Origin of the sequence: Algoriphagus sp., assembly GCF_046296635.1 — a bacterium.
In the GTDB taxonomy this organism is placed as follows: domain Bacteria; phylum Bacteroidota; class Bacteroidia; order Cytophagales; family Cyclobacteriaceae; genus Algoriphagus.
The window spans coordinates 86362-109427 of record NZ_JBKBKZ010000017.1 but is presented as its reverse complement, the minus strand read 5'-3'; the positions used below and the strand labels follow the sequence as shown (position 1 = coordinate 109427).

5 protein-coding genes are annotated in these 23066 nt (G+C 43.6%); all 5 read right to left on the bottom strand.

Features of this window, described 5'->3' with window-relative positions:
- Nucleotides 1-116: 116 nt before the first annotated feature.
- Nucleotides 117-2069 carry a hypothetical protein gene (locus ACK4HU_RS13555; protein WP_409807592.1) on the bottom strand — a complete coding sequence of 651 codons (1953 nt, stop codon included), beginning with the start codon at nucleotides 2067-2069 and terminating at the stop codon, nucleotides 117-119.
- Nucleotides 2070-2073: 4 nt separating this feature from the next.
- Nucleotides 2074-4224 (bottom strand): ATP-binding protein, encoded by a 2151-nt coding sequence (locus ACK4HU_RS13550; RefSeq protein WP_409807590.1) that lies wholly within the window; start codon nucleotides 4222-4224, stop codon nucleotides 2074-2076.
- Between the two features lie 41 nt (nucleotides 4225-4265).
- The gene (locus tag ACK4HU_RS13545) at nucleotides 4266-15215 is read right to left on the bottom strand and encodes an ATP-binding protein (protein WP_409807589.1); all 10950 of its coding nucleotides are present in this window, start codon (nucleotides 15213-15215) and stop codon (nucleotides 4266-4268) included.
- Between the two features lie 5 nt (nucleotides 15216-15220).
- Entirely contained in the window at nucleotides 15221-18967 is a 3747-nt protein-coding gene (locus tag ACK4HU_RS13540) for an ATP-binding protein (protein ID WP_409807587.1), read from the bottom strand.
- A 278-nt stretch (nucleotides 18968-19245) separates the two neighbouring features.
- Nucleotides 19246-22932, bottom strand: a complete 3687-nt coding sequence (locus ACK4HU_RS13535; RefSeq protein WP_409807585.1) for a two-component regulator propeller domain-containing protein — start codon at nucleotides 22930-22932, stop codon at nucleotides 19246-19248.
- Nucleotides 22933-23066 lie beyond the last annotated feature (134 nt).

Genomic DNA, 23066 nt, shown 5'->3' with positions numbered 1-23066 from the left:
TTCTGGAAATGGCTCGTTCTTTCCAACTTGCACTATCATCTTCCATAGGTCGAATAATTTAGACAAGGGAATATAAAAAAATGGGGTGAAGAATATATATATTTTATTTAAATATTTTACACCCCACCTGCCAGGTTTTGGAAACCTGGCAGGTCTTGCGCCTGAATCTTGCTTCTCAAGGCATCAAAAGCATTGTTACAAAGATTGATCACTACTCTCGTAAAGTCCTCTTTGATCAGTGGGACATCGCCCAATTCAGGATCTAGATCTAGTTCTATATCCACATCGACCGGATTCTTCCCTGCCCGCATCCCGTGAAAGCTCAGGTTGACATATTCTTTGATCAAAGCATTCAGATCAGTAGGTTCCATTTTCCCTGATCCGCCTCTGGAATGCTGTAGCATAGATGTTACAATGCCATTTGCTCTACTTCCATGTTCATGTATTTTCTTCAAGTTTCCTTTTATATCCTCCAAAATCTCATCCTCAATTTCATCAGCCTCCGTCTTGAGTCTTGTATCTTGTGTCTTGTGTCTTGAATCTAGTATCTCCTCAATCATCTCAATCGATACCTCCGAGAAGTTATTCACAAAGTTCAGCGGGTTCTTGATCTCATGGGCGATGCCGGCTGTAAGCTGACCGAGGGAGGCGAGTTTTTCCTGCTGCACGAGCTGATCCTGAGTGGCTTTGAGTTTCTCCATGGAATTTTTCAGTAAGTCATATGACTTATTCAATTCTGCCGTTCTTGCCAAAACCTCTTTTTCCAGCTCTTCTTTTTTACTTTCTACCATTCTCTGTTTCTCTGATGCCAGCCTTTCATTTTCTTCGAGCTGATTTTTGAGCCAGTGATTGGTTGAAGCAATATTTTTAGCAAGATAGATGGAGTAACCGATCGGAATAAAAATGAAACTCAATCTGGTTAAGATCTCGTTTTCAAACCATAAAACAGAGATGTCAAATGATATATATAATGTACGTGGTATGATTAATATGAAGTAAATAACCAAAGTAAAAATGATGACATTATACTCTTTCAGTTTTTTAGTTAAACTGTCGAATGAAAAAAGAATAATGGCCGCGATTGTAGACAGGTAGATAAATGGTATTAATAAAGGGCGTGACTGATGCGGATCTGAAAAGACAAAATAGATAAGTGCTATACCGGCAATGGTAAAAGAGACGGGAATCCAGTTAATTTTCCGCCGGGTAACAATGAAAACAAAATAGATATTAGTGATGCCAACAAGAGAAACAGAAACCCCTTCAATTATAAGAAACTTTGTAAAAAGGTCCGGATTTAATGTCAACCCCGTTGAGAGTGTTGCAGCGCTCAATAGGACGAAGGATAAAAGTAACAGGGAAAACGCGAAGTTTGCTTTTTCTGAAGGGTAGTAGACAAAAAGTATGAAGTGCAGGAAAGCAAAAGCAAGGAGCATTCCCACCAAAAAGAAAGAGATTTGACGATTATTCCTGGTTTTGTTAACAAAAGAGCGGTATTGATCTAAAGAAGTTTCCGTTAGCCCTAATCTTAGCAGCGGTCCAATCGGAGCTTTATCCCATGCTTTTTGGTAGTTGTGATTTGAGTAGCGGATGGCGATGAAATGAAGATCACTTTCCCCGAAGGAAAAGGTAATGGGCTCAAACTGACCGATGGGTTCTTCGGTTTTAACATTCGTACCCACACGGCCGGCAGAACCTGCCCGTTCACCATTCACATATACTTCCAAAGCTCCGTATATCCTGCCCCACAGCGCAACTTCTTTGTTGTACATGGATGAGTCAATCCGGATAACGCCTGCAAACCATCCGATTCCATCCCACTCATCAGGAACCTGCCCCGCCCACATCCCAAGTGAAGCCGGTATCCATGCGCCTGAAAATGTACTGTCGGCTGCAAGGGCAGGATCATCGCCCGGATGATAATACCATCCATGCTTGTCAAATAAAGTAATAATTGCAGCTTCCCCCATTCCCTCGCTTTCAAGAGTTACAATCGGTGTAACATCCTTTTGAATAAAAGGAGCTAGAAACAATAATATTAGAGTTATTTTAGAACTTATGATATTCATAGGTTTAAGAGCTATGAGTTGTATTTATAGTTTTTCTTGATGGCATTTCGATAAAAATACACGTAAAATCAGAAGTGGAATTGATTTTAATATCTCCCCCATGCGCCTTCACTATATCATGGGTAATACTCAGCCCAAGTCCCGTTCCTTCAGTCCCTTTTTTGGTAGTAAAGAAAGGCTGCAGGATTTTGTCCTTGATGTCGTCTGGGATGCCTGGGCCGTTGTCCTCAAAAGCTATCCGGATTTGGTTTTTTTCGGTTTTGGTGCGGACTGTTAATTTGGGTTGGTAGTCCTTTAGACCTGCCAGGTTTTGGAAACCTGGCAGGTCTTGCGCCTGAATCTTGCTTCTCAAGGCATCAAAAGCATTATTACACAAATTAATCACCACCCTCGTAAAATCCTCTTTAATCAGGGACACCATGCCCAAATCAGGATCCAGATCAAAGACAATATCAACGCCGATCGGATTCTTCCCTGCCCGCATCCCGTGAAAACTCAGGTTGACATATTCTTTTATCAAAGCATTGAGGTCAGTAGGTTCCATTTTCCCGGATCCGCCTCTGGAATGCTGAAGCATAGATGTCACAATGCCATTTGCTCTACTTCCATGTTCGTGTATCTTCCTCAGATTCGCTTTTATATCTTCAAGAATCTCATCTTCCAGCTCCTCTCTTTCATCTCGTTTCTCGCTTCTCGCCTCTCGCTTCTCGCCTCTTGCTTCTAATACCTCCTCAATCATCTCCATCGACACCTCCGAAAAATTATTCACAAAATTCAGCGGATTTTTGATCTCGTGGGCAATTCCGGCGGTAAGTTGACCGAGTGAGGCGAGTTTTTCCTGTTGGACAAGTTGGGCCTGGGTGGCTTTTAAATTATCCAGTGTTTTTTCCAATACCTTATTGGCCGCCTGTTTTTGGCGGTTGTTACGGTACATCAGGAACGCCACCACCGCAATCGTGAACAGCACACCCATCAGAATGGTCATCCTGAGTCGGGCCTGACTTCTCGCCTGAGCTTCCTCAAGATCCCTGAGCCTGAGTTGTTCGGCAAACTGCAGGTCGCTGGCCCGTCGTATCTGGTTTTCTTTCTGCAGGGTTTCCGAAGCAGCCTGTGACAGTCTCAGAAAATAATATGCATTATCCGTGTCGTTCAACTGCTCATACAATTTGGAGAGCATGAGGCCAACGTCACTGATAACGGCCAGGTTTCGTATCGAATCGGCGGCCTCGTAACTGTTCAGGGCGTTGTCCAAGGCGCGGGTGGTATCGCCGGTCAACTGATTGAGCCGGGCTAGTTCATAATACGCAATCGCAAGGTGCCTGAAGTTATTAACTTCCCTGCTTATGGCAATTGCCTCCAAATAATATTTCTCAGCGCTATCAAAGTTATTTAGGCTCTTATGCGCTCTTCCCATACGAGAGAGATCATTACCCCGATACTTCATGAAACCAACTTTTTCGGACTTTTCAAGTCCAATACTGAGATACATCATGGCAGAATCGGGATATTCTTCGATATATGATTCTGCCAGATTGCCATACATGAATGAGGCAATAGCATCGTCTCCAGCCTTATCTATTATTTCAATGGCTTTTCGATAGAGGGGCCTTTGCTCAGAGATGTTGCTGATCCACGTGTATAGTTGCGCCCGGTGAAAATAAGTCAGGGCGAGCTCGGTTAACCGGGCTTGTTCAGGGGTGCCTGCGAGAGAAAGCCTGTCAGGTTCCCACACCTTCCGTTCGGTGGAGGTATCCATAAACAGCGTAAGGGCCTGCGTATTATATGAGAATGACTCGGAATAACTCCCCTGAAGATATGTGAGATATCCAAGCCTTCTAAGTGCATCCCCTTCCCACAAACGCTCTCCCAAGCTCTGGGCCAGTTGCAACTGCGTATTCACAAAATACATGGTTGTGTCTGGGTCGACATCAGTGTAAAAGAGACCCAATTCCCGGGCCAAGCCCATGCGGAGTCGACCGGAGGTTTCGGTAGAAAAACGGAGGAGCAGGCTATCAATCTGATTTTCGGAAGGACCGTTGATATAAGCACGTTGCTGCGCCAGTGATTCGTCTGCGATCAGGATCATCACAAAGGCAAGCAAGGCTGTTTTAATCGGGAGCGAAACTATTTTTTTCATGATGTTTAGTGGCTTCATGACTTTTTTTAAAGATTTTTTATCCAAATATGATTCATGCATCATTTGTAATTAAGCCAGATGAAAAACACGGTTGATCCGGGTTGGGAAGTAATCTCCAATTCACCCCCATGCGCTTTCACAATATCATGGGTAATGCTTAGCCCAAGTCCAGTTCCTTCTGTTCCTTTTTTGGTAGTGAAGAAAGGCTGCAGGATTTTGTCTTTGATCTCCTCGGGGATGCCAGGACCGTTGTCCTCAAACGATATCCGGATTTGGTCTTTTTCGGATTTGGTGCGGACAGTTAGCTGGGGTTGGTAGACTCCCAACCCTCCAAGGGTTTCGAACCCTTGGAGGGTTTTCTGCCGCATCGCGTCAAAAGCATTATTACACAAATTGATAATCACTCGGATAAAATCCTCTTTGATGATCGGAACATCGGCAATACCAGGATCCAAATCAAAGCTGATTTCAACATCGATGGGATTCTTCCCTGCCCGCATCCCATGAAAACTTAGGTTGACATATTCTTTGACCAAAGCATTTAGATCTGTAGGGTCGATTTTGCCCGAACCTCCGCGGGAATGCTGAAGCATGGAAGACACTATGCTATTGGCGCGGGTTCCGTGGTCGTGTACTTTCAGAAGATTGGACTTGATGTCTACCAGAATTTCGTCAACCAAAGTCTCGTTTCTTGCTTCTTGACTCTTGCCTCTCTCCTCAATTGCTTCATCTACAAGCTCTATTGATACTTCAGAGAAATTATTCACAAAATTCAGCGGATTTTTGATCTCGTGGGCGATGCCGGCGGTGAGTTGGCCGAGAGAGGCGAGTTTTTCTTGTTGAATGAGTTGGGATTGGGTGGATTTGAGTTCGCTCATGGCCGATTCGATTTCTGATTTTGCCTTATCGAGTTTTTCAAAATCCTCGTATCGGGCATAGGCGATGGAAAATGCTTTTGCGAGAGACGTTACTAATTCTAATTCCCTTTCATCCAAAGGGCTAATAGCCCCCACATAGAGCATCCCTTGGGTAAAAGGAACAAAATGCAAATCGAGCGACTCCGGAGGTACTGCTGCTCCTTGATAAGTCCTGCTGTCCTGGATCTGATCTTGTTGCATCATGATGTTGATCCATTGGACGAAGTCCTCTTTGTTCCAGTGCTGCCTGTAAACTTCACCTTTTCGCCAAGCTTCTACTGTGCCCTGAGTGAGTACGCTTGCATTATAGTGGAGCCTTAACACTCCAAGCGAATTACCCTCAGGAGAGGAAAGGTAGGCGTTGATTAATTCTTGTTTTTCATCAATAATAAAGACCCCACAGCGGATAAATGGCACCCCCAAAATGGTCAGTTCTTTGAAAATCAGCGGCGTGATTCTGTCAAGGTCATCAGCATTGCGCATGGATGAAATGTCAGCGCGAACACGGTCCAAAGAAGCCTGTCGCATGGCAGTCCTAGCGCTGGCTTGGGCCATTTGCAAATCCCTGAAACGGGTATAGGCAAAGGAAAATACTGCCGTGGCTCTTTTTAAAAGTTCCCAACTTTCTGAGGAAATCTCTCCGGGAGCAGCGGCACCGATGTAGCCATTGGAAAATTTGTACAAATGATAGGTACGATCGGGAATAGTTTCTCCATAAAAATTGCTGGTCCCAAACAGGTCGGATTTTTCTTCACAATATCGGATCCATTCTATCCTTCCCTCACCCTGCATCAGGATGGAAGTTTGTTTTGCTTTGGACCGGTAAAATTCATCCATCTTTCGGCCCACCCAGGTATCCTGAAGGTCAATAACCATTTGGTCTGTTATCGCTTTGTCAGGGTTATCCGGATTCTTGATGGTAAACCAACATTGTGTCAATCCGCTGCTTTCATCATGGATGTAGATAGAGCTGGTTTCCAATTCCTCTACGCCCAATGCACCCATTTCTTCCCGTAGCAGTTGGGCCACTTCAATCAACTCATCGGGACTTTGCATCGCCAATGACCTTGACCGAACTTTTTCCAAGGCATTTTCAATTTGCGCTTCCCGAGCCTGAGCTTCAGCTTTTTTCAGATCCAGAAAACGGGTGTAGGTTTGGTCAAAAACATTGGTAAAACGTTTGAAAATTGCATGGGATTCGGGCACCTTTTCATAGGTGATGAACAAAATAAATCCCTGGGTGAATTTGCAGAGGTGGTTGATCTGATAAGTGGGCAGTGAAAGCCCAAGCCTGTCAATTTCGTCAAAAGTGGGCTTCAGGTCCGGGAAGGATTTCATGTATCCATAGTGCTCCTCCAAGGCTTTACCGCCAAGTTCCTGAACAAACATCGTATTATCACTCAGGACGAATTCACCCATTTCATCGAATGAATTTTCTCCCCATAAGCGAAGCTGAAATGGCGTTTGCAGGGTTCCCTCACTACTCATGCAGCAGGTAGCTGATTTTTTATCCTCAGCGAGAATATTATACCCACAGCTCCATGCATGGATTCCTATCGCTCTCACTTCAGTAAAAAGGAGATTTGCTACCTCGGGAAGTTCCTCACTACTTTGCATACCCATGGTGCGGGAACGTACACGCTCCAAAGCCGCTTCTATCTTTGCTTCGTGGGCTTGGGCTTCGGCTTTTTGAAGATCATTGAATCGTCTGTAGGTTAAACTAAGCACGGAACTGAATCTGCGGAAGATTTGCAATTCATCTTCAGGCACCTCATTATTTGTTACTACATAAAACGACCCTTCATTGAACATCGGGAAATAAAAATGCAGTTCATCACCTCCTTTGTTTTCTGGTATGGCCACCTGGTTGGTGATGTACTGATAGTATTCTTTAATTTCATTTCCACGCAAAACATGACTGTATTCTTTCTGTTTCAGCCAATGTTCATACGTGTTTTCCAGAAGTGCATGTCCCTGCATATCGATTTTCCCTTCCACATTATAGGTCACCCCTTCCGGGGATTTGCTTGCGGTGGACATTTCGGCGATCGTGTTCTCCTTATTGAGCAATCCTGCGCCACATCGCACAATAGTCGAATCCATCAGTTCATCTAGTTGCTCGAAGTACACCTGGATTGTACTGCGTAAATCTTCAGAATGATGCATGGCCATGGCTTGTGCTCTCACACGCTCCAAAGCTGTTTCAATTTTCGCTTCACGTGCCTGGGCTTCGGCCTTTTGGAGATCAAGGAAGCGGGTGTAGGTCTGTTCGAAAACTTTACCGAGTCGCTTAAAAATGTCATGGGCTTCCGGTACTGGTTCATAGGTAATGAACATCACGCTAACTTTGGCGCCGAATACAAAATGTTCATACTCGTGGGACGGGAGGAGCCCATCATTCAGCATTATTTCATATTCTTTCTCATCAACCCCGCCAAGTGCCATGTGCAATTGTTTGATCTTTTCTCCCTCCACATACAGGACTTCAAATTCGACCCCGCTTTTCCTGGCTTTCCTGACATCTTTTAAAGCCTCAGCTTTTTGCGTGTCTACGATATTAGGCCCATAAAATTCTCCATTAAGACTAATATAGTCCACGTAGGAGTTATTGTCTTCGCTCCATACATTAAAGCCGACGCTCCATGTTTTAATACCCAAGGCACTGACCTGATTAAATAATAGACCTGCAACATCTGTCAATTCATCGCTGCGCTGCATCGCCATGGTTCGTGATCGGACTTTTTCCAATGCGTTTTCGATCTGTGCTTCCCTTGCCTGTGCTTCTGCTCTTTGGAGATCTAGAAAGCGGGTGTAGGTTTGTTCGAAAACTTTACCGAGCCGCTTAAAAATATCATGGGCTTCCGGCACGGGTTCATAGGTAATGAACATCACGCTAACTTTGGCACCAAACACAAAATGTTCATACTGCTGAGACGGGAGGAGCCCATCCTTCACCATTATATCATACTCTTTCTCATCAATCCCGCTAATTGCCAGGTATAATTCTTTGATCTTTTCACCCTCAACAAACAGGACTTCAAATTCGACCCCGCTTTTCCTGGCATTACTGAGTTCCTTTAATGCCTCAGCCTTTTCTGTGTGCACGGTATTAGGCCCAAAAATTTCACCATTAAGACTTAAATAGTCCACGTAGGAGTTATTGTCTTCGCTCCATACATTAAAGCCAGCGGTCCATGTTTTAATACCCAAGGCACTGACCTGATTGAATAACAGACCTGCAACATCTGTCAATTCATCGCTGCGCTGCATCGCCATGGTTCGTGATCGGACTTTCTCCAATGCATTTTCGATCTGCGCTTCCCTTGCCTGTTCCTCCGCTTTTTGAATATCAAGGAAGCGGGTATAAGTCTGTTCAAAGACTTTGGCGAAGCGTTTGAAAATATCATGTGATTCATAGGCAGGTTCATAGGTGATGAAGAGGACATACCCATATTTGAAAAATGCCACATGGTCAATCTGCGAGGTCGGAAACGGGATTCCGGCAGCTTTCATCTGAAGCAATTGTTCTCCTACTCCGGGCAAGCTGCACAGGTATTCATAATGCGCAGGACAGACTTCCTCCCCGATTTCATTTACCAAAAAAGTCTCTCCTCTTTGACCAGCTTCAAAATACCTCAGAAATACTCCTTCCCGTGGAGTTCTGTATTTAGGAAAAGTACCCTGACCATTGCTTCCCCATTCCACTGATCCTCTAGGGTCATCATCGTAAATGTTAAATGCACAAAACCAGCTTTCCATACCCAAAGTCTGCACCTGCCTGACCAACTCCATCGAAATATCTGCCAATTCTTCACTGCGGTGCATGGCAAGGCTTCGTGCCCGCACCCTTTCCAGTGCCAACTGAATCTCTGCTTCCCGTGCTTGGGCTTCTGCTTTTTGGAGATCAATAAATCGCTGGTACACGTTACCGAACTCATGGGCAATCCTATGGGTAATCTCCTTTTCTTCATCGGAAGGCGGTCCTGTAGCGCTGTATCCTAAGTAACCATATTTAAAAGTTCCCTCAACAATATATTGACCATTTGGGAAGTCCTCAGGTAGAGGGCGTTCGTCTTCCGGTAGTTTGGCCAATATTTCTTTTAAAATTTCGACTATTTCAGGAATCTTGTCGTAGGGAACAAAGACTACATCTACATCATTTGGCTGGCCTGATTTAAAGTCCTCTACTTTTTGTTTCCAAAAAGGTGATGCATCAAGATCTACTTCCTGCGTTGCAATTAAGGTTGCCCCATTTTTTCCAGTTAATCGTAAAATGCTACGATTGTTATCAATATCTAAAAAAGATAGTTGACTGGCTACAGGTCGTAGATTGAGTACATGAAATTGCTCAAACACAACCGTAAGGAAATCACTGAGTTCATCGCTGTGGAGCATGGACATTGCCTTTGCTCGGATCCGTTCAAGCGACAATTGGATCTGCGCTTCCCGTGCTTGGGCTTCTGCTTTTTGGAGATCGAGGAAGCGCTGGTATACATTGCCAAACTCATTTGCAATACGTCTTATTATTTCCTTTTCCTCTTCGGATGGCGGTCCGCTTGCGGCATAACCTAAGTAACCATATTTACAATATCCATCAATGATGTATTCACCATTCGGGTAGTCTTCCGGTAGGGGTCGTTCATCTTCCGGCAGTTTTTCCAGTATTTCATTAAAAATTTCTGCTATCTCTGGAAGGTTTTCGTAAGGAATATAGAGCACATCCACATCGTTGGGATGGCCAGATTTCCAGTTTTCTACCTTTTGCTTCCATACAGGTGAAGCATCGAGGTCTATTTCCTGTGAGGCAATCAACGTTGCTCCTTTTTTGCCTGTCATCCGGAAAGTGCTTCGGTTATTTTCAATATCGAAAAGAGAGAGAATGCAGTTTACGGGGCGTAGGTCGAGCACCTCAAATTGCTCAAACAGGACCGTAAGGAAATCACTGAGCTCATCACTGTGGAGCATGGACATTGCCTTTGCTCGGATCCGTTCAAGCGACAATTGAATCTGCGCTTCACGAGCTTGTGATTCTGCTTTTTGCAGATCAAGGAAACGTTGGTATACATTGCCAAACTCATTGGCAATTCGTCGGGTAATCTCCTTTTCCTCGTCTGATGGCGGCCTGCTTGCGCTATAGCCTAAGTAACCATATCTACAATATCCATCAATAACATATAGACCATCCGGGAAGTCTTCTGGAAGAGGGCGATCCTCCTTTGGAAGTTTGCTCAATAATTCTTCAAAAATTTCATTTATTACCTGATGGTTTTCGTACGGGACATACAATACATCCACATCATTGGGATGTCCGGCTTTCCAATCCTCTTTCCTTTTTTCCCATAGCGGTGAGGCATCCAGATCTATTTCTTGAGTGGCAATTAAAGCTGCCCCCCTTTTACCAGTAATGCGGAAAATATTTCGATTATTTTCAATATCCAGAAAATTTAGGTGGCAGTTAACGGGGTTTAAATTGAGTACATTAAATTGCCCAAACAGGACCGTAAGGAAATCACTGAGCTCATCGCTGTGTTGCATGGCCATGGCCTTTGCTCGGATCCGCTCGAGTGACAACTGAATTTGTGCTTCACGGGCTTGAGCTTCGGCTTTTTGTAGATCAAGAAAACGAGTATATGCCTGATCGAATACCCGCGCAAAACGCTTGATGATATCAATTTCATTTTCGGCTAATACCTTCCCTTCAAAATCATTGACATTAAACACTGCATTCTTAACCGCCACCATGGAAATGGTATAGGTGGTGCTATCGAATATCATGCGCTTGATATCTTCGGGCAGATGCCTGAATTCATCCGTATGTTCAATTACATACTCGTAGAAGGAATCTTTTTCTTCTTTTGAATAATGGCCCACAAAATATTCCAATTGCTTTTCAATGGCGCCGTATAAATCTTTCGGTACCGGATTATCAAAGTAAGGGAGACGATAATTAGTGATGACCAGGCCAGCATCATTTTGACCGCAGACAAAAGCATTTAAATCTTTTGAAGCATCAATATGTGTGGCGATGCCAACGGCAGTAAAGGGGATTTGCAGGACTTTTAATTTTTCGAAAAGAACAGAGACCACTTCTTTTAGCTCACCACTTTTATGCATGGCTAAGGACCGGGAACGGACTTTTTCCAGTGCCGCTTCTATCTGCGCTTCCCTTGCCTGTGCTTCTGCTTTTTGTAGATCTTCAAAACGCTTGTAAGCCAAATCAAAAGCACCCGCCATTTTTTTGAGAATGGATTCAATTTCAGGATCTGGCGTATCCAACAAGTCTAGATTCATCCTGCCATTGTTCAATGGTACAGTTGGATGATAGGCCTTCTTTAGTTGAGTAGAACTGAAGAACTCTTCAGCTTCGTCCGCATGCTTAGATTGATTGTTATCACGCAGCCATTGAAGGGTGTGTTTGAAATCAGAGTCTTTCTGAATCACTACAAAGTAGTCCGCCTCATTTTCCCATATCCTTCTCATAAAGAAATCACGATGGGTATCTTCGAGACGGAAACGAATGTCAAGCGGCAGATGCAAGCCATCATCTTCGATTTCAAGGGAGGTTAAATCCCAAACCCGGCACATGCCATCTGGTTCCTTAAGATGGATGGTAGCCGCAGCTACATTGGGGATGTCGAGACCCATAATTTCATCCTTCAGCTTGTGCACAACTTGCAGTATTTCTTCGGACTTAAACATCGCCAATGCCCTTGCCCTTACTCGTTCTACAGCAAGGTTGACTTGTGCTTCGCGGGCTTGTGCTTCCGCTTTTTGGAGGTCGAGGAAGCGGGTGTAAGATTGGTCAAAAACATTTCCAAACCGTTTCAGTATAAAATTTTGTTGATTAGGAAAGGGAACACCAGCATAATTAACAAGCATTAATGTGATATTTTTCGTCAGCACAGTGGACCTTGCCATCCCTTTTCTGGTCAGTAAAAATTTTTTATCATCTTCAGTTAAGTTGCTTTGGGAGTTATAGACGGTGTGCTGCAGCCATTCCTGGTTTTCTTCTGTAGACATGACATCTGCAAGGAAGTCAATACCATTTTTCCGGGCATCGATAATCCTAGTTACTGATGGAGTATCGAGATAAGGAGCCTTTATTAAAAAAGGTTTTGTTTTGCCCGGAGTAGCCAACCAGAAAATAATATCACTTTGTTCGTTATTGCTGCTGAAACTTACATTGTGAAACCTGAATTGTAGTTGCTGCAATTGCTCTGACACGACCATAATTACGTCTTCTAATTCATCACTTGTACGCATGGCCAGAGACCGGGAACGAATTCGTTCTAAAGCCCCTTCAATCTGTGCTTCCCTCGCCTGGGCTTCGGCTTTTTGTAGATCTAGGAAGCGGGTATAAGTTTGGTCGAAAACTTTTGAAAAGCGTTGGAAAATGGCATGTGATTGAGGAACCGGCTTATAGGTAATGAAGAGGAGGAATCCATGCTTGAAAAAAGCAATATGGTCATACTGCGACTCGGGCAAAGAGGCACCGGAAGCCACAATTTCACGAAGTGCATCACCCATGACCGGAATAGTCATCAGGTAATCATAGTGGACTTTACAATCATCGCCTAAGAATTCTTCCACATGGAACGTTTCTCCGGCTTTGCCTTTTTCGTAAAACTTCAAGAAGAAATTTTCTCTGGGAGTTTTGTAAAATGGCAAAGACCCCTCACGGCTGCTAAACCATTCATAGTCACCCTCAGGATCATCTGCATAAATATGAAAAGCACAGCCCCAGGTTTCAATACCCAATTCGCGGACTTGCCGGTCCAAAACTTCTGAAGCTTCGGTCAGCTCGTCTGAGTGCTGCATGGCCATGGTCCTTGCCCTTACCCGTTCGAGCGCCAACTCGATTTCTGCCTCACGAGCTTGACCTTCTGCTCTTACTAAATCCAAATACCGCCGGTAAGTTTGTTCAAACAGAGCACTGAACCGCTTGGTAATGTGAATTAATTCGGGTTGGAATTCACGGGGACTGAATGCATAAAAAAATCCATGCTCGAATATGAAACAGTGTTGTATTTCTTTTTTGGGTAATTTTTCTATCGGTATTTGAATTTTATAGTCAGGAGCATTATTGAGCATTTGGTAATAGGTCAGCAAATCTTCCCCTTCCAATACATACTTGTGAAATGGAACCTGCTCTTTCCAGGCCTTGCGGGCACTTTTCAGCATGGGGTGGGAGGCCATATCGATGTTTCCGATATGCATGTTGATTTCCTCTCCGGTCTTGCGAGCTGTCCAAAGTTGATTGTTTTCGTTCTCATGATTTAAGATTCCAATCCCAAATCGGGTCCCTTCATCCACTCCCAAGGCAGTGAGCTCACTTAACATCTTGACGACACATTTCCCCACGTCCTCGCTGCTGTGCATGGCCATGGTCTGAGCTCTGACCCTTTCCAGCGCAGCTTCAATCTGAGCTTCCCTGACTTGAGCCTCCGCTTTTTGGAGATCAAGGAAGCGGGTGTAGGATTGTTCGAATACATTGCCAAAACGAGTAATGATTTTGTTTTCTTCTTCGGTGTACGGCGCAGATGCGTAGTTTGCCAGAATAAGGATAATATTGGGGTTTATGGAGATTGATCTGGCCATTCCCCTACGCATAATATATTCATTTATCTCTTCCGAAAAGATTTGAGACCCACCATATTTGAGCAAATGCGCGTGCCATTTCCTGTTATCCTTCCGGCTGAGGATGTCGGTATAAAAATGAACTCCATCCTGTTGCGCTTTTTTTAAACCCGTAAAGACGGATAAATTGGCAAAGGGAACATTGAACCGCACGGGATTCATCCCCTTTAGCGAAGACCAAAATTTATAATCCTGGTCAATTTCGTTGTTCGCAAAACTAACGTGGTTAAATCTGAAACCAAGCTGATGCAATTGCTCAGAAACCACTGTGATTACATCCAACAACTCTTCACTTTTGTGCATGGCCATGCTCCTGCTGCGCACGCGCTCCAATGCTGCTTCTATCTGAGCTTCCCTTGCTTGGGCTTCAGCTTTTTCAATATCCCGAAACCGCTGGTAAGCCAAGGAAAACACCTGATGAAATCGCTTGAACAAAGTCAAAACATCGTCAGCCATTGGCTGATATAAAGTCAGTCCCAGTCCTCCTTCGCCAATGGACAAAAAGCAATAATCCAATTCGGTGGCTTTATCCAAAAATGGATCAGGAAAATGGTTTTCTTCTTTTCTGTGTGAGCGAAAGTCTTCGAGTTCCTGACCGCTTAGATTACCGATGAAATACCCGTCCCGTGAGGCCAGCATCTGCTTGACCATACCATGCTCAACCGGACTTTTGAGGTATTCGGTTTTTTCAATAGTGGTTTTGTCATAAGGAGTAAAATACTGGTAACAGAGGTATTGACCTATCTTTTCGTCTATAATCGCGATTTGTACATTTCGGATTTTTGCTACACCAAACTGTTGCAGCTGATCCGAAATAGCTCGGCATACATCAAGCATGTCCTCGGGGGTTTTCATGCCCATGGCCACAGCTCGCACTTTCTCAAGTGCAGCCTCTATGGCCAATTCCCGGTTTTTATTTTCCAGTTCGGCAGTGCGGCGCTTGACCGCATCCCTGAGTTCGATGTTTTCTTTACTGATTTTCTCCAAAGCCAAAGTTTCTCCTTCCTGCACGCGCATATCGGGAAGTGAACCATGCTGCTGAGTCACTTTCCAACCTGATTCAGTTTTCCTAAGAAATGTGGATATCCTGATCTTAGAATAAAAATTCCAATTCTGGTTGTCGGCCGGCAGGCCTTGCCTGCCGGCAGGCAGGTCCGGATCCACAAGGACATAGATATCGCATAGCTCATTTACAAGCATCATTTGATCTATTGGAACGATATCGATTTGCCTGTTACGCATCTCTACTTTTCCGACTAATTCATGCAGTTGGGCTTTCAAAAATTCGATTCCATCCGCTTTGGAATGGCAAACCTCCGTTTCAGACGTTCCGATCATTTCAAACCTGTCATCCAAAGTGGAGGCAAAGGTTTCCAAGTCTCCTTCGGTGTAACTGTCCCAGTAGGTTTCGTAAACTTTTCGTGCGGCTGCAATTTTACTTTGAAGTGAATTCATGAATACTAATTTGTAATCGGTAAAAAGATGATCATTTCGGTGCCTTCTCCCTCAGTGCTTTTGACCCGGAGATCACCACCATGTGACTTGACGATGTCATAGCTGAGACTTAGTCCCAATCCTGTCCCGCTTCCTGTGGGTTTGGTGGTAAAGAATGGCTGGAAGATTTTGTCTTTGATTGCCTTTGGAATTCCGCTTCCATTGTCTTTGATACAAAGCTCCACTCCTCCGGGACTTCCTTCCAGCTCCACCAAACGGGTAAGGACAGAGACTTTGGGCTTGTAAGATGAAGAGCCATTTTCAAAGGATTTTCGGCTTCTTTCCGAACAAGCACTTCGACTACGCTCAGCACAGGCATAAAAGGCATTATTAATTAAATTCAGAATGACGCGTCCCACATCCTGAGCAACCACATTTACTAGGGGTAGATTTGGGTCCAATTCAGTATCGAAGTCAGCGCTAAAACTGTTATCCTTTGCCCGCAGGCCATGGTAACTTAAGCGCAAAAACTCATCCGCTAAGGCATTGAGGTCAGTTGGTTTTTTATCGCTTGTAGTTCCCCGGCTATGCTCGAGCATTCCTTTCACGATGGAATCTGCCCGCTTTCCGTGATGTTTTATTTTACCTAGATTCTCTTTCAAATCTTTCGAGATTGCTTTGGCTTCCGCCAGATCACCTTTTTCCAGCTCTTCATTCATTTCATCGACAAGTTCCTCACTGACTTCTGAGAAGTTGTTTACAAAGTTTAATGGGTTTTGGATTTCGTGAGCAATGCCAGCTGTGAGTTCACCAAGCGAGGCCATTTTTTCAGATTGGATCAGTTGAGATTGAGTTGCCTTTAGGTCGTCAATCGATTTTTTAAGCTGTTGAGTACGATGACTGACTTTTTCCTCGAGAATTCGGTTTTCTTTTTTCAAGTACTGTGACCTCACGTAGGCGATTGCATAAGTCAAACCTCCAAACAGTATTGCAAAAAGTAGATAGGCCCACCAAGTCTGCCACCAAGGAGGCATTATGGTGAAACTTAATGATTCGGGTTCACTCCAAACTCCATTAAATCCCCGCGTTGTAACACGAAAAGTGTACTTTCCAGGTAAGAGGTTATAATAAATCCGCGAGGCAGGCTTTGGACTTACAGCGGACCATTCTTCATCTGCACCCTCAAGAATGTATCGGTAGACAATCTGATCGCGGCCTTGAGCAGCTTGATTGACAAAGGAATAGTTGAAGGAATTTTGGTTGTAGGGGAGCTTTAGTCCAATGGGTAAATGAAATCCCGGGCTAATGCTGTCCCACAGGATTTTGTTTTTGGCTAGGTAGGTGGAATCTGATGGAAGGCTCTGCTTTGTCCAACCTGTTGAAAAATCACTTTGCCAAAGGGTATCGCCCTCCTGGAGTTGAGATTGATAAAATTCCGGTTTAAGAAAAACCGGATTTTGATCCATGATATTCATCCCCTTGATATGGACGATTGGTGCTAGACTATCTGTCCAAGGATCTTGATGATTGACAACTAAAATAGGAGCAGCACCCCACCAAGCAGAACCTGTCGAGGTGACAAAAGAGGTAGCTTGGTTGTGATCATTGTAGGGGATTCCTGATGATTTACCATAATTAGAAAATCGCCAGGTTTGATCAGCTGAATTTTTATCAGGTCGATCCACGACAATAATCCCATTTTCCGAGCCGACATGAATTCTGCCCTTGCTTTCGTTCAGATCATAAAGTGAGGGCGGATTCATCCCGGTTTTTCCAGAGACATGAGTGATAGTTTTTTCCTCGGGATTAAAAATTGATATTCCTACATCACCTCCGAAGATAATCTCACCTGCTGAAGTCTCGAAAAGCATGGAATTGTAATCCGTCATCAATCCCGTGCTTTTATTGATAGTCCGCATTGACTCCCCTTTGGGATCAAATAAATGAACGCCCGAATCGGTGCAAACCCAGATTTGACCACTTCTATCCTTCTTGATGACAAATGCTATATCGGAGGACAAACCAAGTGATTCATTGAGGTTTTTGAGCGTGTTTACCTTTGGATCAAAAACAAATATTCCGTTGCCTGAACCCATCCAGATTTTGCCATCACCGGTTTTTATCCCGGTGAAAATGGTCGTGATTCCGATTGCGGCCTGAGTATTGTAAAAAGTGGCAGTATTGTTTTTAAGATCTATAAAGGAGAAGCCTCTAGCCATTCCGACAAAAAGCTGATCATCTCCGATATTATAGATTTGACGGAAATTATTTATCGGAGGACCTCCGGGAAATTGAAGTAAATAAAGCCGTTCTTTTTTGGGGTCATAAATATTGATCCCTCGATAAGTTCCGAGCCAGATTCTTCCCTTTGAATCTTCATGGATTCCCCAGACATCATTGCTTTCAAGCCCGTTTTCAACCGTGAAATAGTCTGAGAGCATTCCTTTAGGATTAATCTGCAGAATACCCACCTTATCCGTCCCGAGCCAGATGGTTCCGTCATTTCCCACCATGGAGGAAGAGGGGAAATTAAAATCACGAGTAGCAGCCCGTGTGACCAGCTTTTTCACCAAGTCTTTTTCTTGGTCAAAAATCCTAACGGTATCATCCGATATCAACCAAAGACGTTTCTTTTCATCCAGAAGTGTCTCAGCATTGCGACCATAAAATCCTTGCTCGGGGCCAAGATGGTGTATGGTCTTTTTTTCTGGATTGACGTAAAATGAACCGGGTGAAAAAGCCGAAATCCACATATTTCCAAGTGGATCTTCGGTAATCTTATAAGCCGACTGAATAAAAATGCCCTCTTGTTCACCGAAAAATCGGATGGATTTTTGGGCAGCGTCCATGACTGCAATTCTTCGTCCTAAACCTATCCAAAGATTTCCTTTGGAATCTTTATCAATACCGAAAGTCACAGGGTTTGCAGCTACAGTTTCTAGCTTAACCTCAGAAATGAGCCTTTTATCAAGATCCAACAGGTAAAGTCCAGTATTTACACCCCAAAGTTTCCCTTGATCGTCTAGCTCCATTCGGAAATATCCTTTTTCCGTCTGAAAATGCTCCACTAACCCCAGGGTGATATCGAGACGATAGACACCTGTCACCATCCCGGATATGAGCAGTCTGCCTTCCTGGTCAAAGATCAACTTGGATAAGGTTTCAATAGCCCCGGTTTCGGATCTTCCAAAGAAATTGTAGTTCAAAAACTCCGAACCGTCATACTTGGTCAGACCTCGATCAGTTGTAATCCAAACGCTACCATAAGGATCGGTGGCCATTGTATATACTTTATTCCCAAGCAAGCCTTCCGTTTGACCTAGGCGCACCATAGCCGAAGTTCCTCCTTGCCAAACGGAAGGAGCTGAACCTGCCGTGACAATCGGTGAAGGCAGTAAAAACTTCTTGACCGGAATGGGCTTCCCTTCGATGGAATCCAAATCAAATGAAATGGTTTCAAGTTTGTCCCAATCAAATGAGGTGGTTTTCGCAGGGGTCTTCAGGGGCTTGAATTCATTGGCAGAAAAGGGTTTGGATGGGAGACTTTCCACATTGAAATTGAATTTGACTCCTTTGGGAACACTGTCCGTAGGGTAAATTTTCCAATTGACTGGTTCTGGGTCAGGTAGCTCGAAAGGAAGAGTTTTGGGAACTTCGAATCCTGATGGATTGTCGGGAAATGGTACGGCGGATTCCTGAGTACATGAAGAAAATCCCAGACCTACCAAAAAAAAGAAATTAAGCGCACTGAATGCATTAGAAGGTATTCTCATTGGTGTATTGTTTTAACAGAGCTTGCTTTAAATCAAAAATTGGAATCATCCGTGCTGATTATTTTCTCCAATTTCCTTCGCAGGATAGCGTAACAATCCTATTTTTCGACCAAAGGAGGGAGTTTGGTATTCCTTCAGATCAAGTAAGTTTTATTAGAGGTAGAAAAATAGTGGCAACCTCAATTTAGGATAAGTTTTTGAAATCAAGCAGGTTTACCTAATTCAATACAGAATTAATGCTTTTTGAAAGTAGTATTTTGATTTACATTAAAATCAGATCAAGCGGGCTTTGGAATGGTGATCGTAAACCTGGTCCATTCACCCACTACAGTGCTGATGTCCAGTGAACCGTTGTGCGCTTTGATGATATCATGAGTAATAGAAAGGCCGAGTCCGGTACCTTCTGTTCCTTTTTTGGTGGTGAAAAATGGCATCAACAATTTATCCCTGATATCGTCCGGAACTCCGGGTCCATTGTCCTCCACTTCGATGATGATTTTATCTCCGAGGTTTTTGGTATAGACTTTCAAAATGGCTTTGTATTCCGGACCGACTTTGGTGATTTTATCCCGCATCGCATCAAATGCATTTTTGGTCAGATTGAGAATTACCCGGCTGAAATCTTCTGTGTTTAGCGGAATTTTAGGTAACGTATCATCCAAATCATAGACTAGATCCACATTGATTGGATTCTTGTTGGCACGCATACCGTGGAATGAAAGGTTGACATATTCCTTGATCACCTCGTTGACATCTCCGGGTTCCATTGAACCGCTACCACCTCTTGAGTGCATGAGCATGGATTTGACAATACCATCCGCCCGGCCACCGTGGTGCTTGATTTTAGTCAGGTTGATTTTGATGTCTCCTAGTAGATCCTTGACGTTTTCCAAGGCCTCATTTGGTTCCACTTTCTCCAACTCTTCCTCTACCTCCTCCAAAAATTCCAGACTTAGTCCGGAGAAGTTATTGACAAAGTTGAGTGGGTTTTTGATCTCATGGGCAATTCCTGCTGTCAATTGACCAAGTGAAGCAAGTTTTTCCTGCTGGATAAGTTGGGCTTGAGTGGATTTTAGATTCTCATGAGCCGATTCGAGTTTGGTATAGGCTTTTTCGATCTCTCTTGCTTGCTCAAGTTCGCGTTCTCTGGCTCGATCCTTTTCTTGTTTGATAGCCTTGTTTCGCTGATAACGGTGGATTGGATAAGCGAAAGAAAGGAAAATCAAAGTATAGATAACATAAGCCCACCAAGTTCGGTAGATGGGAGGGAGAACTTTGAAAGAGTATGCCAAAGGCTCAGTCCATTCTCCGGCAGGACCTTCCAGGGAACCTGTAAATCTTGCTTTGACCAAAAAGGTGTATTCTCCTTCATGAATATTACCAAAAGTGGCACTGGTCTTTTTCAACACGGGACTCCACTCCTCGTCGTATCCTTCCAAAATATATTGATACTCCACCAAATAGGGTTTGGCGAGTTCATTGGAGCCAAAGTCAATGTTAATGTGATTGTGTTTGTAGGGCAAAATCAGACCCTGAGGAATGGGATAGAATGGAGTGGTCTCCTTAAATTTTATCCCTTTAAACCGCTCACGAATAGATTCGCGATCATCAGGCGTTAATTCCTGTCCAAAAAGGTTTTGCTCAGAAGATGTTTTGTAGTTGCCATTTTCATTATCGAGAAGGGTCTCCCATGAAATTTCTTCTTCATTTAGCCGGAGCTGTTTAATAAAGATTTGAGGTTTCTCTTTATTTCTAATCAAAGCACTATAATCAAACCTTACCAAAGCAGTTTTGTTGGAGCCCGTGCCTGCCCACAAAATCCCTTTGCTGTCTTGATACATCCCATTTTGTCCGTCCGTAAGATCTTTGACCGGATAGCCGGTATTGGAATTGAATACTTCTAAGTTTTCCAGAGAAAATTCAGAAATAACGGAATATGGTGAATTAAAAACGGCAATTCCTAAATTGGTTCCGACAGCTATCTTTCCATTGGTCATTGGTACGATCTGCAAAATCCCATTGTCGGGAAGTCCATGCTCCGTTCTAAAAGTGAAGAAGGGATTTTGCTGAAGTTTTTTGTTTTCAGTTATGGCATTTCGAATGGAATCCGGCAGGACACTCAAACCATTGCCTGTCCCAATCCAAAGATTTCCTTGTTTGTCTTTGGCCAGACTTAGTATAGCATTATCTGCCAATCCTTGTTCTGTGTTGAGATTGGTGAATTTTTGTCCATCAAAAAAACTCAGTCCCCCATCTAAAGTCGCAATCCAAATCCCTTTATTTTCTTCAGTCAAAATCCTATTAACAGAGTAACCTGCCAGTCCCTGTTCCGGTCCGAAGTTGGTAAAACTAGTGCCGTTGAATTTGCTTATTCCATTTTCAGTTCCGAGCCAAAGATTTCCATTTAAATCTTTTACTGATGCAAAGATATCATCTGAAGGTAGCCCTTGAGCAGTGGTATAAGTGGTAAAAGTTTTTCCATCAAATTTGGAAAGTCCTCGTCCTGCGGTTCCTATCCAAATGTCCCCATTTTGATCCTCTGCCATGGAATAAATAAAATCTCCTCCTAATCCTTGAGAAATCGAATAGGTCGTAAATCCTAGCCCATCAAAAACACTTACTCCACCACTTGTACCAAACCACAAGTTTCCATTACGGTCTTCCAGCGTACTCATGACGATATTGCCACCCAAGCCCTGATTTACGGTGAAGCTCGTGAATGGACTTCCATCAAATCTGGAGATTCCTCCTCCATCTGTTCCAAACCATAATTTTCCGGATTTATCGCTGGCAATGGCAAATATGCTATTGGCTGGCATTCCTTGATCACGGGTATAGGTAGTAAACTTCGCTCCATCAAATCTACTCGTGCCACTTCCTGTACCAAACCAAAGATTACCGTTGGAATCTTTAAATATGGCTCTGACAATATTATCTGCAAGTCCGTCTTTGGTTGTAAAATTTTGGAATCCTACGCCATCAAATCGACTAATTCCGCTACCTATAGTTCCGATCCAAAGCGATCCATCAGAATCTAAAGCAAAACTTCTCACCCGATTTCCCGCCAATCCATCTGCTTCAGTAAAATTTGTAAAAGTCTTGCCATCATACTTGCTCATTCCTCCTCCATTGGTTCCAAAATAAAGGTTACCCATAGGATCCTTGATTGCAGCTATTACAAAATTATCCGCCAAACCCTCTTCTGTGGTGTAATTAGTAAAGGTCGTTCCGTCAAATTTGCTGATCCCACCTCCACCAGTTCCAAACCACAAATTGCCGGAGTCATCTTCTGTGATACCAAAGACAACATCATTCGCTAGACCGTCAGCTGTGGTGTAGTTTTCAAATGAATACCCATTGAAGCGACTGATTCCCGATATGGTTCCTATCCAAATATTCCCCTTACTATCTTCCATCATGATTCGGACAGTATTTCCAATCAAACCCTGGGAAGTAGTGTAGTTAGTAAAATCGCTTCCATCGTATCGGCTGACTCCTCCTCCATTAGTTCCGAACCAAAGATGGCCTCTACTGTCTAAAATTGCCGTATTTATAGCATCCAACGCAAGACCATCGTCGGTAGAAAATGTTTTAAACTGAGATAACCCCCCTTCACCAAGGAGGTAAGGATTTCCTTGGAAATTAGTAACAGTTTCGCCGATTTCGTTTCTCAGTACGAGCAAGTCTTTTTTGCTCGGTGCCAAAAGTGGAAAGGTTTCGCTTTCACCACTTTCATTCTGAAATGTGTAGGTTCCTCCATCTCGCTGAGGGACTTGAATTACACGAGGGGCAGGAAATTCACTCAAGTCAAAAGACTTTGGCTTAAGAGAATCTGATAGGTTTGCTAGATCGATTATCTCTGGTGGGGAAAAGGAAAGCTGATCCTGAGTGCCGTCAAGTTTTTCTTCCTTGGCACAGGAAAATAACAAAAAAGCAAGTCCCAATAGGGACAGGGTATGTTTCATTCTGTTTTTCAAAATAAAATCCAGTGAAAAGGAGTTTTTTTGAGCCTTTTCAAAAATCTGGAAAAAGATAGCCATTTAATAAATGCAAAAAAATGCTTTTGAACTTAGGATAAAAGTCTGGGACCTTAAATTCT

Bases quoted from the DNA above. Each gene is read 5' to 3' on its own strand.
- ACK4HU_RS13555 (WP_409807592.1), bottom strand. From the start codon at position 2,069: ATGAATATCATAAGTTCTAAAATAACTCTAATATTATTGTTTCTAGCT.
- ACK4HU_RS13550 (WP_409807590.1), bottom strand. From the start codon at position 4,224: ATGAAGCCACTAAACATCATGAAAAAAATAGTTTCGCTCCCGATTAAA.
- ACK4HU_RS13545 (WP_409807589.1), bottom strand. From the start codon at position 15,215: ATGAATTCACTTCAAAGTAAAATTGCAGCCGCACGAAAAGTTTACGAA.
- ACK4HU_RS13540 (WP_409807587.1), bottom strand. From the start codon at position 18,967: ATGAGAATACCTTCTAATGCATTCAGTGCGCTTAATTTCTTTTTTTTG.
- ACK4HU_RS13535 (WP_409807585.1), bottom strand. From the start codon at position 22,932: ATGAAACATACCCTGTCCCTATTGGGACTTGCTTTTTTGTTATTTTCC.